Source organism: Alteromonas sp. ABD4_190 (assembly GCF_056160105.1).
The window spans coordinates 2,941,545-2,956,051 of the sequence record NZ_JBSWWN010000001.1 but is presented as its reverse complement, the minus strand read 5'-3'; the positions used below and the strand labels follow the sequence as shown (position 1 = coordinate 2,956,051).

At 44.0% G+C, this 14,507-nt stretch carries 10 protein-coding genes; 3 read left to right on the top strand and 7 right to left on the bottom strand.

All coding sequences use genetic code 11. From position 1 onward, the window contains the following. Window positions 1–53 precede the first annotated feature (53 nt). From ACXAFM_RS12955 to ACXAFM_RS12945, 3 genes are all read left to right on the top strand, one after another. Complete coding sequence (locus tag ACXAFM_RS12955) at window positions 54–1,283, top strand: porin family protein (RefSeq protein WP_474834822.1); 1,230 nt, start codon at window positions 54–56, stop codon at window positions 1,281–1,283. A gap of 200 nt (window positions 1,284–1,483) precedes the next feature. Next, window positions 1,484–2,344 carry a hypothetical protein gene (locus tag ACXAFM_RS12950; RefSeq protein ID WP_474834820.1) on the top strand — a complete coding sequence of 287 codons (861 nt, stop codon included), beginning with the start codon at window positions 1,484–1,486 and terminating at the stop codon, window positions 2,342–2,344. A gap of 272 nt (window positions 2,345–2,616) precedes the next feature. After that, window positions 2,617–3,276 carry a response regulator gene (locus tag ACXAFM_RS12945; protein ID WP_474834818.1) on the top strand — a complete coding sequence of 220 codons (660 nt, stop codon included), beginning with the start codon at window positions 2,617–2,619 and terminating at the stop codon, window positions 3,274–3,276. Between the two features lie 56 nt (window positions 3,277–3,332). Here the strand turns inward: ACXAFM_RS12945 and ACXAFM_RS12940 are convergent, their stop codons facing one another. The 7 genes from ACXAFM_RS12940 to ACXAFM_RS12910 form a co-directional block, all read right to left on the bottom strand. After that, complete coding sequence (locus tag ACXAFM_RS12940; RefSeq protein ID WP_156086929.1) at window positions 3,333–5,846, bottom strand: hybrid sensor histidine kinase/response regulator; 2,514 nt, start codon at window positions 5,844–5,846, stop codon at window positions 3,333–3,335. Beyond that, window positions 5,833–7,023: a nitric oxide-sensing protein NosP gene (nosP, locus tag ACXAFM_RS12935; RefSeq protein ID WP_474834815.1), complete on the bottom strand. Its 1,191-nt coding sequence runs from the start codon at window positions 7,021–7,023 to the stop codon at window positions 5,833–5,835. Before nosP ends, ACXAFM_RS12940 begins: the two co-directional genes overlap by 14 nt. Beyond that, entirely contained in the window at window positions 6,992–9,088 is a 2,097-nt protein-coding gene (locus ACXAFM_RS12930; protein ID WP_474834813.1) for a 4Fe-4S binding protein, read from the bottom strand. The genes nosP and ACXAFM_RS12930 overlap by 32 nt, the downstream gene beginning before the upstream one ends. A 40-nt stretch (window positions 9,089–9,128) precedes the next feature. Continuing rightward, complete coding sequence (gene exaC / locus ACXAFM_RS12925) at window positions 9,129–10,646, bottom strand: acetaldehyde dehydrogenase ExaC (RefSeq protein WP_474834811.1); 1,518 nt, start codon at window positions 10,644–10,646, stop codon at window positions 9,129–9,131. A 142-nt stretch (window positions 10,647–10,788) separates the two neighbouring features. Further along, the gene (locus tag ACXAFM_RS12920) at window positions 10,789–11,466 is read right to left on the bottom strand and encodes a response regulator (protein WP_474834809.1); all 678 of its coding nucleotides are present in this window, start codon (window positions 11,464–11,466) and stop codon (window positions 10,789–10,791) included. After that, the gene (locus ACXAFM_RS12915; RefSeq protein ID WP_474834807.1) at window positions 11,463–12,722 is read right to left on the bottom strand and encodes a sensor histidine kinase; all 1,260 of its coding nucleotides are present in this window, start codon (window positions 12,720–12,722) and stop codon (window positions 11,463–11,465) included. Before ACXAFM_RS12915 ends, ACXAFM_RS12920 begins: the two co-directional genes overlap by 4 nt. Window positions 12,723–12,918: 196 nt before the next feature. Then, window positions 12,919–14,235 carry a methyl-accepting chemotaxis protein gene (locus ACXAFM_RS12910; RefSeq protein ID WP_474834805.1) on the bottom strand — a complete coding sequence of 439 codons (1,317 nt, stop codon included), beginning with the start codon at window positions 14,233–14,235 and terminating at the stop codon, window positions 12,919–12,921. Window positions 14,236–14,507: the final 272 nt, after the last annotated feature.

Sequence of the window (14,507 nt, the reverse complement as noted above, 5' to 3'; positions counted from 1 at the left end):
AAAAATAAAAAGCCACTGTAATTAATCAACACTACCAATATTGGGACAGTAAAATGAAAAAGAATACATTTACAAAAACCTGTTTATCTATTGCCATTTTAAGCACAGTCAGTAGTCATAGTTTTGCCCAGGACGAGCCCTATTCATGGAATATCTCTGGATGGATAAATGAAGGCGTAACCTACTACGACGACGGTGTGGGTAGTGATGTGGCACAACTATCAGACAACGGTACAACGCTAGGCAGTCGTATTACGCTTTCAGGGAATTATAAACTGGAAGAACAAGGCATGGACGTGGGCTTTGAGGTCATTATTGAACCTCTTTCAGGCGCACCGAACTACGCCGGTGGTGGCCATCAAACCCCGCTTTTGTTTGCAAATCAGGATAACTTAGACACCTTCAATGGCGGCGACATAGGCCTGTTGGGCAGTAACCTCTACTTTGGTAGCGACTGGGGTAAAATCACCATTGGTTTACAAAGCCTTCCCACCGATAACATTGCCGTTCTAGCCGATCCCTCTGGCACAATCTGGTCGGGAATTTCTCCATTATTTAGAGCAAATGGCTTCTTTATTCGAGGCGTAGAAGAAGGTTCAACCAATGTCGCGTGGGGTCAGTTTGCTCAGTGTCTGGCTACGCCTGGCTTGGGTATTGGTATTGACTGTAACGGCATATATCGCAACGGCGTGCGCTACGATCTCCCTCAAATGGGCAACGTTAGTATTGCAGTAGGTTATGCAAACGACGAAATTTACGATATTGCGGTTAAGTATGCGGCTGAGCACGAAGGCTTCAAAACTAACCTTCACGCAGGTTACTCAGTGAATAAAGATGGCGGTAGCAATGTTGGGGGCAACAGTTCAACTACGCTACAACTGCAAGCTGGCGTCATGCATCTTGAATCAGGAGTATTTGGGGTAGCCACTTATCAGATGGAAGAAGCTGACGACGCGATTGTTGGGTCGGGTGACGATACGGATGCCTATTACTTTAAAGCAGGTATTAGAAAACAGTTTAATCGCTTTGGTGATTCTGCCTTCTACGCTGAATATGCCAGTTATAACGACCAATACGGCATGGCTCATTTAGATGGCGTTACCGGCTCAGAGCTTAGTCAGTGGGGTGTTGCAGCGGAACAGTATTTTGGCTCGCGCTTCTTGGTGTACGCGAAATACGAAAATCTAAGTTTAGATATTGATGGTTCAGAATCTGCGCAAGGAATTTATAACAGCGCAGAAGACTTAACCCTAATTCAACTAGGTGGCACTGTGTTCTTTTAATTGAGAATTAAAAATCAGTCATATTTTAACATTGAACTTATATCTAATTACTCTGAAATTTAAAAATTACTCGATTCATTTAATTAATGATAAAAAACTGAACAATTTTAAACTTAAATCAGAAATTAAAATTAAGCTAAAAGATATGACATAAAAAAGCGAGATTCACTCTCGCTTTTCCTATTGAAAAAGGAAAGATCATGAAAAATATATCTCTATTTTCATTACGTTCAGCTCAACCCATTATGTTAGCCCTACTCTTCATAACGACAGTACATATCGCAGACGCACAGGTCATATTTCAGGAGGACAAAAACAATTTTATTCGCCTTGTTGAAAAGCAAAACGAAACAGACAGTGACGTGCGTGCCAACCAGCACCCCTTTACGCTGCACGAGCAGGATGTATCCGCCATACTTAGCGCTATTCAGGTGGTTAAGAACAAAAATACATCAACACCGCTTTTTTCCAACGAACAGGTTGCGTTACTTGCCGCCTATCTGCCTGAGGCGCTGCGAACAGCGACTGCTCAGCAAGACGTAATTTTTGCCCTTAGTAAAGAGAAGCGTTATTTGGCAGGCCTTAAAACCCAAACGTATTACGTTGCAGGCAGTATTTTCATCACAGACGACCAGCTCAACATTCTTATTGGCGAGTTCGATAAAGTAGCCAATAAAGCCTACGAAATGGCTTATGATCCTACTTCTCAGGGCTTGGTAAAATACGACTTTGATTTTGGTAATCGGAAACAAGCAAAGTTCTCATTCGATTCCCCACTCTCTTTTTCCGCACCTGGTATAGAACTAAAAACGAAAAATCGCTTCGATTGGGTGGTCGCACCGACTCAGCTGGCATTTGAAGCACCTGTAGAAAAGGAAACACTTTCCCCAGCGAATAGGGAAAACACACCCAGTAAGAAAGACGTAGCTGGCTTGGCCCCCTTACCAGCAGAAAACGATATCGTTGCTCGTTTTAAACGGTTAGACGCACTAAAAAAGGCAAACCTAATTAGCGAAACAGAATACGCCGAAAAAAGAAGGCAGTTACTTGACGAGTTATAGAACGAAAGCCCCGTCAGTACTGGTCTTACGTGCTTTTTTATTATAAGCCATTGGTCTTATTAGGCCTGATTTAATGTTATATTAATGTTAACATTGTAAACAAGTGAAGTGACTGTTTAGCTTTCAATATTTCGGAGAATTTGGTCACTTTGAAGCGTTTCATTTACGCCATAATTTTGTCTTACTAAAAGGCTTATGTGTGAATAAAACGCCAGCCCAAATAAGTCACAAGGCCTGCGGCAAATGTCGCTTTTTTAGCTGAGGGAAAGACCATGCACCGTATCCTGATAATTGACGACCACCCTATTTTTCGTCACGCAATGATTACTATTTTAGGGAAAAAGTTTCCCGACTCAGAAACCCTCGAAGCCAATTCAATTTCTGAAGCGTTAACGTTACTAGAGCAAGACGCGAAGTTCGACTTAATCATGCTTGATTTAAATATGCCGGAAACCTGTGGCCTAAACGGACTTTTAGAAATTCGAAACCAACACCCTAACGTACCTGTAGTGATTATTTCCGCTGAAACGGAAAAGCAAAATATACTGCAAACCATTTCTTATGGTGCCGTTGGCTTTATTTCAAAAAGCAGCAAGATTGAAGAAATAGCCACATCTATCGAGAGTATTTTTGAAGGGAACGTGTGTTTACCATCAGAGATATTGAGAACGCCGTCTACCAGAACACGCATTACCAATGACAACGGTATTTCGCCGGAGCAAATTCGTTCATTAACGCGAAAAGAGCTGACTGTACTGAAATATCTAACTCAAGGGTTAGCCAATAAAGTGATTGCTTACGAGCTTAATATTTCTGAAACCACGGTTAAGTCTCACGTATCATCTATTCTCAAAAAATTAGGCGCCAGCAACCGAGTAAAGGTTGTGGCCAGTGCCGCGAATATCGACTTTAACCAATACGTATTTAATTAAGACCTGTTGATCTTTGCTGTGCGCCGAAGATTAATAGGTCTTAGACACGTTTACTTTTAGCCATTCAAACTTGAGACTAGCGCCGCCTTAAGCACCGCGGAGTTAACAGGTTTGTGCAGCAGCTGAATGTCGGTGCCTTCAAGTTCATTCGCTAACGCTTTTGAGTGATTAGCGGTGCAAATCATAATGGGCATTGAAGGCGCGATTTTTCTTACGCGTTTCGCAATGTCTAAACCGGTTTCTTCTTCATCTAGGTGGTAATCGACAATAAGCATGTCGCACTCGTCAAAACTGCCATTATTTACAGCACTGCATTGTTCAAAACCTGAGAAAGTGTCTACTTCCATGTCCCAGTTTGCGAACAACGTTTGCATAGCAATGCGCATATTCGCATCGTTATCAATGTGCCATATATGCTTATCCAAAACGTAATCTGGTAACGATGGCTCCAAAGTATAAAGATAGTCTTGCTCCTGGCTCGTATCACAGACTTCGGTAATAGGAATGGTCACCGTGAAGCACGCGCCTACGCCCTCTTTCGAGCGCACTCGAATATCGTGCTCTAGCAACTTACTCATTTTATCTACAATGTATAGTCCCAGACCCAAACTGTAAGAGTAGTTAAAATCGTTTTCTAATCTGGAAAACTCTTTAAAAATAACTTTCTGATCGTCTTCGCTTATACCCACACCTTGATCATAGATGCTAATTTCTAGGTTCTCATTCACCTTTCGTGCTGCCAGTAACACCTTGCCGTTAGCACCGTATTTCATTGCATTTATTAATAAATTTCGCAATATTCGAGAAAGTAAGTTCACGTCTGTCACCACGAAGGCTTCTTTCAAGCGATAGCGAAAATCTACACTGTAGTCTTTACTGATATGCGTAAACTCTTCGGCTAGCTGCATAAGTAACGGCAATACATTTTCTTGCTGCTTATCGGGCTGTAACACCCCAGCGTCCAGTTTGGATGTTTCAATAAGCGTGCGAATAAGGCCATGTAAATCAGACAGTGAATTATCGAGGGCGGCAACAATGGGGCTGGATGAACTATCCACTTGATCTTTCAATGTTTCGTTGAACAAGATGGCAGCGCTAAGGGGCTGCATAAGATCGTGGCTAATAGCAGCCAAAAATTTGCTCTTTGAATCAATGGCTTCTTGAAGGGCGATATTGGCGTGATTGAGTTCACGAGTACGCTTTTCTACATTCGATTCTAATTGGTCTTTAGCCGCTTTGAGCTGGAGTTGGCTTTCTACCTGCTGCGACACGTCTGTTGCCAAGACAAAGTGCCCGGTGATATCGCCAGATTCATTGAAATGAGGTAAATAAACTTTCTGTAAAAAGCCAACGTCGCCATGTGCATTTTTTTCTTTGCTTTGAAAGCTCACCACTTCGCCTTGGTTAACACGGCGCAAGTACTGAATAAGATTGGGGTAAACCTCTTTCAGATGGCTTCGATCCATAGGCATATCATTAATGTCTTGCTCACTAACGCCATACCAATCGCGATAACCTTTATTGGTGTATTGAAACTTTTTATCGGTACCAATGTATGCAATAAGCGCCGGTACATTATCGGTTATCATGCGGATCCAGCTTTCGTTTTGCTTCAGCGTTTCCGCATAGTGATGCTGCGATGTAACATTGGTGAACGTGCACAGCGTATTGCCGTCGGGAAGTGTAGTGATGTTGCGTTCAACCACCAATTGCTCGTGTATAATCTGGGTACTTGGCCCCACCGGGTTTAAGTTGAGCCCGCTCCAGTGACGGTTATTTTGAAGGGCATAAATATTCTTACTGTTTACCAGTACGTGCTGGGGCACGTTTGACTGGGTCAAAAACGTGTTATTCCAAAACGCAATGCCACCTTCTTTATCAATGAGCAATATTCCCACATCAATATTATCGATAAGGCTTTGCAGCAACTTGTTTTTCTCTTTAATGACTTGCTCGTAACGATTCGATTCAAGCAGTTTTACTTCAGTGATGTCGTTAAACAGAATAACGTTCCCGCCTTCTTGCGTGGGTCGATTGGTCAGCTGATACCATCGCCGGTTCGACAACTGATAGATCATCCTGCCTTCGACATCAGCAGGCAGGGCGCGGCGAATAACCCCGGAATGCTTGGCAGCTTGGGTGATATCGTAATAGTTATCGCCAATTTTAGGGGTAATGGAAAGGTCATCCCAAACAGTTTCAAAGTGCCGATTAAAGAAGATGATCCCGCCCAGTCTATCTAGCAACACCATTGCCTGATTGGTGCTTTCAATGGCGTCGTGTAAACGCTGTTTAACCTGATGGGTTTCTTCGTGAGCCCGCACTAGCTCGGCATTTGACTGCTCCAGCTTTTGCAGTACTGACTGCAGCTCCTCTGTTTTCTGACTCACTTTTTCAGAAAGTTGAACCGAATGTTCGAAGGCGCGGTAACTGTGATGATTAAAACCGCCCTCTTCCATGCGATACATCAGCGCTGCGTTTATTTTCTCAAGCTTTTCGTTTTCACGCCGTTGCTCGTAAAGCGCCTTTTGGAGCGCTTCCACGTCGGTAAATTGATTATTGGGCTGCAAAATACACCCCCGTAAACGTTTGGTTCAAGTGAACCGAGTGAATATGCTCGCCATAGGCATTGAAGCCCGCAACCTTGAATTTTTGCTGTAAGCGTTTTATCTCGTGGTCATTTTTACCTTGCTGAATTTCGAGCCTTCGTAAGAAACAGTCACAGGCATAAACAAACTCGGGCTCGCCAAGCTCGGTTTGCAATTTATCCAACTTGTCTTCTAGTGCTTCAATACAATCGCCTAGCTGAACAAACGTAAGAATAATGCCAATATCTACCGCGCAGTAGAAGGTAATGGCGTTGGTGGCCAAATCTACTTTCTGGATTGAGCGAATAAAGTATTTGCCACCCACCATCACTGCAAGGGGAAACATGGAGAACACATCCGGCGTTAAGTCTTCAGCTTTCATTCCCAATAAACTGGCATAATACTGCGCAGCAGGTTCACCGTTTATTTCATACACGGTTCGCGACTCAGGGTCGGCGTGGGTGACCACCAGCTTCGAAACAGGAGAGTTAATGTGATCAATGGAGAACACGGTGAAGGGCTTTCCCGTGCCAACAAGCAGCAGTACTGCTGCGTCTCGATGAAATTCACCGTTGTAAAACACATAGGTGGCTTCAAGCTTTAAATCGTCGCCAGCGCTACCGCCTAAGTGTGGAATATTGCCAAATGCAGTCGCAAAGGTTTCTAGAAAATGTTCCTCATGGCGGGTAAGTCCATCGAGCACAGAAATAACGAAGTGCTGCTCTGTATCGTAACGACGCTCCCTCCCCTGTAAGGCTCGGCGCAAACCACTGGCAATATCGTGGGCTTCATCAAAGTTTACTTCGCCTAAATTAGGCACCAATGCTGTGGCAATAGAAAATTCGTTTTTCAAAAACGCGACGGCCAAAAGTTTTTCTGTTCCGTAGCCGTTTTTATTAAATTCTCCAGCACTGGTGCAGCCAACAATGTTCACGTGCGGAAAACGTGCGGTGATTTCCTTTGCTACGGTATCTAAGTCAAACAGCGTGCTGGTATGAAAAAGTAATAGCTCTATTTCATCGCCCTTAACGTTGGCTAAAATCTCATTGGCCACATCACGGCAGGCTTCTTTAGCACCGTATAAACTAGAATGGTTGTCATCGTTAACCTTGCTATTAGCAGGTTGACTAAGTGCGGACAGGATTGAGGTTTTTGACACGCGTTGGCACCTTTTTCTTTTTATATTTATCGATTTTGCACAAGTCAGGGTTATCTAACGTAACCACACACTCAAGGCACTGAATACATTCAGCATAGTCAATGCTGCCGTCTTGTTCTATAGCATCAATACCACATTTCTTTTGTTTGCACAGCTGACACGGATTACCGCAAGCATCTTTACGTGTAAGCAATTTAACTAAAGGGAAACGCCCTAGAATGGCAAGCCCCGCTCCCAATGGACATAAATAGCGGCAGTACACTTTATGAATTTTCAAGCTAAGTAGCAGCAATAAAACCGAATACAGCACAAAGGGCCAATATCGAACAAAGTGTAGGGTTATGGACGTTTTAAACGGCTCTATCTCAGCGAGCTTCTCTGCAAGGTTTAGCGAATAGAATGAGCACGCAACAAGCCCTATAAGCAACCCATATTTAATTTTTTGTGCCCGTTTGTGGTGCTGTGGCTTAATTCTAATTTGTTTTATCCTGAGCTTTTCAGCCAGAATTCCCATCATTTCCTGAAGTGCTCCGAAGGGGCAAAGCCAGCCGCAAAATAGTCCCCGCCCAACGATAAACAGCGAGACAAATACAAAGCTCCACAAAATAAAAATGACCGGGTCGAGAAGATATACCTCTAAGGAAAATCCATCGACAATATCCAGTAGCAGCGTGTATATGTTGACAACAGACAGTTGCCCTTGAGCGTAAAAGCCAATAAAAAACAGCACGAACACAAGGGAAAATGCCCGCACTGTATGCACAAACTTGGTGTAAGGCGTTAGCCTTTGCTGGAATGTAAAAAACAACGACAGCGCTACAAGATAAACAACGGTGATGCTTATCGTTAAGGTTCTGTCCCTCCAAATTTTCTGCCACAACGGAATGGGCTTCGCTAACTGAGCCTCAGGATTTTCCATAAATAGTTCACTAGGCAGTGTCACTTTCAAAGGGAACAGATGCTCATCTTGCTCGAAGAAACTTGGCTTAAACGGCACACTAATCGCTATTTCCATTTCTTGGTCAAGTGACAGCCCACCTTTCGATTTTACGCGAAGTACTTTGACCTCGTTGTAGTCGGGCAATACTTGTGAAAATGCGGGGTCATAGAAGCTATAAAAATCGATATCGCGGATAGCCGTGGGAAAACCGCCTTGAGATACCCGTAAGTGCTCAGGAGTGGTTTGGGGAATAAACTCATCGCTGATAAAACTGAACCCTTTCGTACTCAGTACCATCAGTGCCATTTCTCCTGGATTTAGATTTTCCTGTAACCGAGCAAACTCCTCTTCATCTAGCAGGTTTTTCCCCACAATAGGAAGACTTAAAAACGCATAGTAGTGTTCGGCAATGATGTCACCATCAAGGGCAAACTCACTTTGAATATCGCCAACCGCCCGAACCACTTCTCTCGAGAGGCCTTCTGTATTCCGTCGAGTAATCTGGTGCTTTTGGATGTAGCCCTTGTCCACCAACTCGCTAAAAGTAAGAGGTTCGTAAAAGTCTGGATTGATAATATTATTGCTAGGCGCAACAAAGCCATCGAGCTTAGCTCTGGCAACAGCTAATGCAGATGTCACGATGGTATCGTTGATAACCAGCACCGATACGGTGGCTTTCGTAACCCCATCAAAGTAGGTAGCGTCTTTGCCTACATTGCTTTTTCCGCCAATGATAAAACGCTCTTTGACACTGTGCCCTTGATATTGAGCAACGAAATCAAACATGGATTTCTCGCCAAGCCCATGCAAAAAAATCGGCTCGCTATGCTGCTTGACGAAAAGGTCAACCACATTGCCTTGAGTATCTAGCCCAATCACTACATTAACCGGTTTGCCTGAAAAGCCTATGAAGTCGACAAAGTCATTCGACTCAAAAACATATCCGAGTAGTTGCTGAAGCTGATAGACCGGGGTTACCTTGATGTCAGTGTGCATCTCCCCCACGCGAGTAGCGTTGGGAAATATTTTGTAAATGTCTTGTGGAATGTCTGTCGCGTCAGACTGCGCCAACACCGTAGTGCTGAGCAACAGCAAGAAAATGATTGAGGAAAATGCGATGCGCATAAAAGTAGCGGGCGGCGGTAGTCGCCGCCCTCAGGTTTACTTAGAAGAAACCAAGTGGGTTGATGTCGTAGCTTACCAATAGATTTTTTGTCTGCTGGTAGTGATCTAGCATCATCTTGTGGGTTTCGCGGCCAATGCCCGATTTCTTGTAGCCGCCAAACGCCGCGTGAGCTGGATACAAGTGATAACAGTTCGTCCATACGCGACCGGCTTCAATCGCTCGACCTACGCGGAATGCTACATTCGCATCGCGACTCCACACACCTGCGCCAAGTCCGAAGCTTGTATTATTGGCAATCTCAATCGCCTCTTCTTCAGTTTTGAAGGTTTGAACAGCGATTACCGGACCAAAAATCTCTTCTTGGAACACACGCATGTGGTTTTCACCCTTCAAGATAGTCGGCTGAATGTAGTAACCTTCATCAAAACCTGGTAGCTGCTCTTTCTCACCACCAGTGACGACCTGAGCCCCTTCTGACTTACCGATATCGATGTATTTAAGGATTTTTTCGAACTGCTCGCTAGATGCCTGCGCACCTACCATGGTGTCTGTGTCTAGTGGGTTACCGCGTTTGATCTTCTGAATTTTTTCCAAGACCTTTTCCATGAAGGCATCGTAAATGTCTTCTTGGATGATCGCACGTGAGGGACATGTACATACTTCACCTTGATTGAAGTAACCAAGCACTAAACCTTCGGCACACTTATCAATAAACTCTGGTTCGTGATCCATAATGTCTGCGAAGAATAAGTTTGGCGACTTGCCGCCAAGCTCAACGGTAGATGGAATAAGGTTTTCAGCAGCACAGCGAAGGATATGTCCGCCAACAGGTGTAGAGCCAGTAAACGCAATTTTTGCGATTCTTGTGCTAGTTGCAAGGGCCTGTCCAGCCTCTGCACCGAACCCGTTAACAATGTTTAGTACACCCGGGGGTAGTAGGTCTTGGATTAGTTCGGCGAACAATAAGATAGATACTGGCGTTTGTTCTGCTGGCTTTAACACCACTACGTTACCGGTAACAAGTGCTGGCGCAAGTTTCCATGCCGCCATAAGTAGCGGGAAGTTCCATGGAATGATTTGTCCAACTACACCATAAGGTTCATGGAAGTGATACGCCACCGTGTTTTTATCAATTTCACCGATGGTGCCTTCTTGGCTTCGAATACAGCCTGCGTAATAACGGTAATGGTCTGCGCAAAGCGGGATGTCGGCATTCAGTGTTTCACGAACGGCTTTACCGTTATCCCAAGTTTCTGCAACGGCGAGTAGCTCTAGGTTTTCTTCGATGCGATCGGCTATTTTCAGAAGAATGTTAGAACGCTCAGCTACTGATGTATCTGCCCAACCTTTTTTCGCAGCGTGAGCTGCATCTAACGCAAGCTCAATATCTTCAGACGTTGAGCGAGGGATTTGTGCGATGTCACTGCCATCTACTGGTGATGTTGCGGTGAAGTACTCACCTTTAACCGGTGCAACCCATTCGCCATTGATAAAATTACCGTAGCTTTCTTTGAAGCTTACGACCGAACCTTCACTACCTGGCTTTGCATAAATCATAAGAATTACCTTTTGATAACGTTGCGCGTACCACGCGCAGCAATTTGGTTTGTTGTGTAGTTTGATAATGGTACTTTTACGCTGTACCTACCATGATGCGATAGACCGATTTGACTCCTACTTTAGGAGGGGAAACCTATGGCTACTTCTCACTCTTCTCCGCAGAAGAGACGGATTGAGCCGCTGAAAGCTCTGCATCGCCGATGTAACCGTGCTTGGCCGCAATGGCTGTAAACTGGGAAGGTACCGCATCAAGCTTTCGTTTAATGACGGTTAGTGCGTTGGAGACGGTCTTAGCCGATAGGCCCAACTCATCAGCAATATCAAAGCGGGATTTATTCATCGCTATAGCAATAAATATCTCGAACTCACGTTTTGTTAATTTGGCAGCAATATCCACATTAGTATCAAGAAGCTGATTGGCTAAATTTACCGCCAAACCACGCTCAATATACTTTTGCCCTTTTGCGACGACCTTAATTGCCGAGATCAATATTTCAGGCGAACTACTTTTACTGATGTACCCCATAGCACCGGTCTGCATGGCGCGGTGCAATATCACGCTGTCTTCGAACATACTGAAAAAAATAATTTTTAAATCTGGATGTCGCTTCAAAAAAATCTTGGCTAAAACAAGGCCACTTTCATTTGAAAGGTTTATGTCGAGGATTAAGATCTCAATGTCACTACTGGCTAATAAACGATGGGTTTGTGCACCGTTTTCAGCATCAAAAATACGGCAATCGGGCATCATCGCATTGAGTAAAGCTTTGTATCCTTCACGCACCACAGCGTGGTCGTCGACAATTAGAATATTCATGCGACATTAGCGCCCATAAGAGGAGGCATTTTTTTAAGGGTAAGGGACAGCGATACAGCAACGCCGCCATCATCGGGTGACGTCACACTGCAATTTGCTCCTATACAACGTGCTCGGCTGCGCATTGAAGACATGCCAATATTTTCTACAATGTGGTTCCCTAATCCCCGACCGTTGTCTTTGACCATCACAGAAACACGGTGAGTATCGCCATAAATTTGAATGCTAACCTTGGTGGCCTTCGCATGCTTAATCACGTTATTAATGGCTTCTTGAGCAAATCGGTAAAGATGAATATCTCGCTCATTATCTTCTTGATAGCGCTTTAGATTAATTGACACGTTCCACTGCGTATCGGGCTGTGCCACTTCTTGTTCGTAAACCAGACGTTCTAGCGACGACTGAAGAGAGACTCTATCCAAAACAAGCGGGTGAAGGTGAGCAGTGAGCTTTCTAATTGCATCGCTTATTTGATGTGACATCACCTGAACTTTCTGAGCAGAGAATTCAACAACAGAGCGCTCTTTTGCGTTAACCAGAATATAGGCGTGGGCTTTTATCGTTGTCAGCAACTGCCCCACGTTATCGTGAAGTTCTCTGGCAAGGTAATTTCGCTCTTGCTCTTGAAGAAGAGCTAACTGCTTATCTATTTTGATGAGCTGCTTTTCTTTTGTTTTAAGCGCATTTTGCAGGTGCTTAAATTGATTTAACACCCTGTTCATTTCGGTAATATCTGAATGTGGTAGAGGCTGTGATTCCTTGCCTTCTCGTAGCTTAGATAACGCGTCAGCGAGCTGATTTAGCGGCACTAACCTTTGTTTAACCGCTACATTTAATGTAAATAGAAGCAGAACAAAAGTCGCAAAAAACAGCCCCGCTACCAAGGCAAAAAACGTAAGATTCTGAGTGAGCTCAGTAGTATCGGAAGGCGTAACGATAAGATACTGATTTTCCCGAATTGGGATGATAACGGGTGTCAGTGCATTGCGTTCAGATGTAGACATTGCTGAGGGCTGCTCTGCCCGAAGACGGCCCGTGAAATAATGGGCAGATAAGTGAGGACTAGGCTCTACAATTGCTTCGATATCAGCGACAGGGATATTGAGGTTTACCATTTCTCGCACTTGATTAAGCGCGCCGGTCATTTCTTCCTCTATATTATCCTGTATGTGGAAGTAGACCAGACAGGTAAAAACCAAAAAGCAGCCAATGAATACGGCCACTACAGCTGTAGATATTTTCGTAAAACCTGACATAAGCGCCCCTGCAAGCCTTTTATTACAGGGTTATGCTATACAGCATGCGCTCAAAAGCACATCCTGCAATAGGGGCGAATTCATCCTACCAAGGTAGGATGAACTCACTTTTTCAAGCATAGGTGTTACAAGTGAGGCAATAGGTACGCTTATTGATTACGTTCTACACGTTCATGTCAACGCTACTTATTAATGTTTAATTTACGAGCTGACTGCTAAACTGCCCGACTGCATCCACAACTTCCTTCGCGCCGTTTTGGATTTGCTCAATAACCTCACCCGCTTCGTTGGCGTAATTAAGCCCAGACTGTGCTTTTGCATCACCCTCATTCACAAGGTTTACGGCATCGGTTGCCAACGTTTGGTTGTGCTTAACCACATTAATAATTTCTTCCGTAGCCTCGGTAGTGCGCGACGCTAACTGGCGTACTTCGTCTGCCACTACGGCGAAACCTCGTCCCTGATCGCCAGCGCGCGCGGCTTCAATGGCCGCATTTAAAGCTAGTAGGTTAGTTTGCTCGGCGATGGCACTGATACTACCTATGATAGTGGCTATCTGCTGAGACTGGCTATCTAGCGCGTTTATTCCTTCCTTAGCTCTGTCCATTTGATCCGACAGCGAAGACATTTCAGAAAGCAATTCACTTACTACTTCCTTCCCTCGAGATGCAATTTGATCAGTAGTATTAGAAGAACGATAGGCAATATCAGCAGCATTAGAGATTGCATTTTCTCTAGCAACTTGCTCAGTAATATCGGTAGCTAGTTTAACCACTTTGTACATGCGCCCGTGAGAGTCACAAATAGGGTTGTACGTAGCCTCTAACCAAAAGCTATTACCATGGGCATCGAAACGTTCAAAACGTCCAGCAACAAACTCACCGCGGGCTAAGCGATCCCAAAAGTTTTTGTACTCAATGGAATTGGCGTATTCGCTATCACAAAAAATTCTGTGGTGCTGGCCCTTTATGTCGTTCAAACTGTATTTAACGGTTTTCAAAAAGGCTTCATTAGCATCTTGAATTACGCCGTTAAGATCGAATTCAATCGCCGCATTAGATTTGTGTAAAGCAGCTACTAAGTCTTCGTGTTCTTTTGACTTAGCAATGGTGCGCGTAAGATCATTAAGGTTTACCGAGAACTTATGAATTTTGCCTTTGATGTCAAAAATGGGCTCAACCACTCCCCTCAGCCAAGCTTCATCTCCGTTTTCACGGGCGAACTCTATAGCGCCCCAGTAGTGAACGCGTTGCTCAATAGCATCCTTAAGCTTTTTAAAATGGGGAGTATTTCTTGCGATTTCAGGCACGAAATCAAAAAAGCGATGACCTTTAACCTGAGAGAGAGAATAACCTAGCTCTTTTTCAAACATCTGGTTGACATCGTCAATTTCTCCGCGCTCATTGAGACGAAGAAAAATCATGTCTTCTCGCAAGCCATCTCGCACTTGCTTGAGTATATGTAGTTCCTCTTTAAGTGCTTCGTTTTCTTTAACTAGGTGTTTGTTAAACATGAACGCTTCCCTGACAAAAAATTTTCGGTAATGAGATGTTTATCGGCTAACTTGGAGTTTCACTTAATAAATTTACAATTCAGTTTTATAACTTACTTGAGAGTGAGTCTAGGCTTTGTGTCCCATGTTGGCTTTCGCCATTTCGTTGCCAAGTATGTTAAGAGTAAACACTTTTTTAATAAATTAAACTTAGGTCTGTACTATTTTGAATGCGCAGAAAATCTTAAAGATTATTGCTCTCAAAAAGCGCGGTTTCGGTTAATGCCGCTATC

What these genes read in the sequence shown, in the direction of transcription:
- ACXAFM_RS12955 (WP_474834822.1), top strand. Translation starts at nt 54, where the DNA reads ATGAAAAAGAATACATTTACAAAAACCTGTTTATCTATTGCCATTTTA.
- ACXAFM_RS12950 (WP_474834820.1), top strand. Translation starts at nt 1,484, where the DNA reads ATGAAAAATATATCTCTATTTTCATTACGTTCAGCTCAACCCATTATG.
- ACXAFM_RS12945 (WP_474834818.1), top strand. Translation starts at nt 2,617, where the DNA reads ATGCACCGTATCCTGATAATTGACGACCACCCTATTTTTCGTCACGCA.
- ACXAFM_RS12930 (WP_474834813.1), bottom strand. Translation starts at nt 9,088, where the DNA reads ATGCGCATCGCATTTTCCTCAATCATTTTCTTGCTGTTGCTCAGCACT.
- exaC (WP_474834811.1), bottom strand. Translation starts at nt 10,646, where the DNA reads ATGATTTATGCAAAGCCAGGTAGTGAAGGTTCGGTCGTAAGCTTCAAA.
- ACXAFM_RS12920 (WP_474834809.1), bottom strand. Translation starts at nt 11,466, where the DNA reads ATGAATATTCTAATTGTCGACGACCACGCTGTGGTGCGTGAAGGATAC.
- ACXAFM_RS12915 (WP_474834807.1), bottom strand. Translation starts at nt 12,722, where the DNA reads ATGTCAGGTTTTACGAAAATATCTACAGCTGTAGTGGCCGTATTCATT.
- ACXAFM_RS12910 (WP_474834805.1), bottom strand. Translation starts at nt 14,235, where the DNA reads ATGTTTAACAAACACCTAGTTAAAGAAAACGAAGCACTTAAAGAGGAA.